Source organism: Streptomyces klenkii (assembly GCF_003626645.1).
Classification (GTDB): domain Bacteria; phylum Actinomycetota; class Actinomycetes; order Streptomycetales; family Streptomycetaceae; genus Streptomyces; species Streptomyces klenkii.
This window is the reverse complement of sequence record NZ_RBAM01000051.1, coordinates 1-2,289: the sequence shown is the minus strand read 5'-3', so window position 1 is coordinate 2,289 and position 2,289 is coordinate 1. Positions and strand designations below refer to the sequence as shown.

Here is a 2,289-nt window from a genome sequence, read left to right as displayed (position 1 = left end):
GGGGGCGGCGGGGCGGCGGGCGGCGGGGGGCGGCGGGCGGCGGCGGGCGGGCGCGGGCGGGTGGGAGCCGGGGGTGAGGGGGGCGGCGGGGGGGGGGGGGGGCGACGGGGCGGGGGGGGGGGCGGCGCGCCTGATCCACGAGGCGTACCAGCCCCCGGCGCCGGCCTCCTACCGCGACGCCAGCCCCCTGCCCCGCTACGGCCCCACCCCGCCCGTCCCCCAGCCCGACCGGCGCGTCGTCCCCACCTGGGCCACCGGCACGGCCGTCGCCTCCCTCGGCGGCGGCGCCGGCCTGCTCGGCGTCTCCATCGGGGTGCGCCTGATCCTGGACGGCGCCGCCGCGATGACCATGACCGGCGTCGCCGCCCTGTCCGCCCCGTTCATCGCCATCGGCGCGGCCGCCCTCGGCATCGGCGCCGCCGCCTCCCGCGCCCGGCAGCCGTCCCAGGACACGCACATCACCCACGTCTACGAGAGCACCGTCACCCAGAACACCGAGATCAACGCCACCTCGACCACGCGCGGCATGTTCTCCCGCACCCGCAACGACCTCCGGAACTGACCACCGGCCCACCTGCCTGGCCGCCGCCCCCTGCACGACAGCGGAGCGGAGGCCGGGCAGGCCGACCGGCCACCACCCCGACCCGTCCGGACTCCTGGAGGACAACGATGCCCGACACCCGCGCGGCGCAAGGAGCCGCGCCCGGCACGCCGTTACCCCGGCGCATTGAGGACGCCCTCGCCGACGTCACCGGGGAGATCGGCCGAGCGGACGCCAAAGCCGCCGCGCTGCTAGGCGCGTTGGGCGTGCCGGCCGCCGTGCTGGCAGCCGTCGTGCCCGGCCGTCAGACCACGCCCGCGACGGCCGTCGGCCTGGTGATCAGCGCCCTCGCGCTGGCCGCCGCGATGGCCCTGGCCCTGGCCGCCCTGCGCCCCCGGCTCCCGTCCGGCCCGCCACCTCGCGGCACCTGGCTGTACTGGGCCGTCGCGGAGCCGGAGGCCGTCCTCGCCGACCTCACCGGCCCGGCCACCGACCGGGCACGCGCCGCCGACCTCGGCCGCAAAGCGCAGATCGCCCGCCGCAAGCACCAGCTGCTGCGCCGTGCGATCGACACCGCCGGCATAGCGGTCGCCGCGCTGCTCGCCGCCGTCGGCCTCGCCCTCCTCTGACCCAGCGCACCACCCAGGCCCGCCCTCGGCGGGCCCTTTCGCATGTCCACCCGAAGGAGAACGTGTTGCTGTCCGAAGTCACCGGCTCCCGCCCGGGCCTCGACCTGGCGCCGGGAACGCTCACGGTCCTGGTCGGGCCCAGCCTCGTGGGGAAGTCCACGTTCGCGGTGCGGCAGTTCCCGCCGACCTGGCGGATCTGCCTCGACGTCCTGCGGGGCGCCGTCGCGGACGACGAGGCCGACCAGTCCGCGACCACGGTCGCCGCCGCCGTCCAGGACCTGCTCCTGGACGAACGCCTCGCCCGCGGCTTGCGAACCGTGATCGACTCCACGGCACTGCTGCCCCACGTGCGCACCAAACTGCTGGCCCGCGCGCGCTACTACCGGCGCCCCACCCTGGCTCTGCTGTTCAACCAGGTCTCGCTGGAGGAGTGCCAACGGCGCAACGCCATCCGGCCGCGGAAGGTGCCGCCGGACATCCTCCGCTGGCAGCACACCCTCATCCCCACCGCCCAGGAGCTGCGGGCGGAGGGCTTCGACCAGGTGCTCACCGTCGCGGCCGACGCGACCGTGCACGCCGCCGCTCCCGAGGCGGTGGCCCGGTGAAAGCGCACCGCGTTCTGGCTGGGATCCGGGATGCGTGAACGCGACTGGGACCCCACCGGCGAGCGGCACGGCGGGATGCCGACCTGGCCCTGGCGGCACGCCCCGGCCGGCTACGCCACCCGCCGGCAGCTGGCCGCGATGGGTCTGAGGCCGGGCGGGCAGCCGGTCGCCGGCCAGCTGGTGTGCCGCCGCGGCCGCCGCGTCGCCCACCTCTACCGCGTCGACCTGGCGCTGCCGAAGCGGCGGCCGACGCTGGCACAGGAGTGGGCGCTGGACCGGGCGATGGCGGCCCGGCAGACCTGCCCCCTCTGCCGGGTGCGCTATGAGCACTGCCTGCCGCTCAGGACCCTCGGGTCCTGCTGGGCCTGCTCGCCGGAGGCCGCTACCACGGCGGCCTCCGACGACGGCCAAGCCCTGGCCGCATGAACCCCCCGGGCAGCCACCGCCGGCAAGCAGAGCGGCTGTCCCGGGCCCCATCCCCAACTACGAGGAAGAGGCCATCAGTATGACGTCC

4 protein-coding genes are annotated in these 2,289 nt (G+C 76.9%); all 4 read left to right on the top strand.

Annotated elements, in window-relative coordinates; all coding sequences use genetic code 11:
* Positions 1-562, top strand: a 562-nt coding sequence (locus tag D7231_RS38235; RefSeq protein WP_338419909.1) for a hypothetical protein, incomplete at its 5' end; no start/stop codon positions are given.
* A 107-nt stretch (positions 563-669) separates the two neighbouring features.
* Positions 670-1,170, top strand: a complete 501-nt coding sequence (locus D7231_RS36710; RefSeq protein WP_158673892.1) for a Pycsar system effector family protein — start codon at positions 670-672, stop codon at positions 1,168-1,170.
* Positions 1,171-1,235: 65 nt separating this feature from the next.
* Positions 1,236-1,775, top strand: coding sequence for an AAA family ATPase (locus D7231_RS34450; RefSeq protein ID WP_158673891.1), 540 nt, complete (start codon positions 1,236-1,238; stop codon positions 1,773-1,775).
* A 30-nt stretch (positions 1,776-1,805) separates the two neighbouring features.
* Positions 1,806-2,201, top strand: coding sequence for an RRQRL motif-containing zinc-binding protein (locus tag D7231_RS34445; protein WP_120760271.1), 396 nt, complete (start codon positions 1,806-1,808; stop codon positions 2,199-2,201).
* Positions 2,202-2,289: the final 88 nt, after the last annotated feature.

What these genes read in the sequence shown, in the direction of transcription:
- D7231_RS36710 (WP_158673892.1), top strand. Translation starts at nt 670, where the DNA reads ATGCCCGACACCCGCGCGGCGCAAGGAGCCGCGCCCGGCACGCCGTTA.
- D7231_RS34445 (WP_120760271.1), top strand. Translation starts at nt 1,806, where the DNA reads ATGCGTGAACGCGACTGGGACCCCACCGGCGAGCGGCACGGCGGGATG.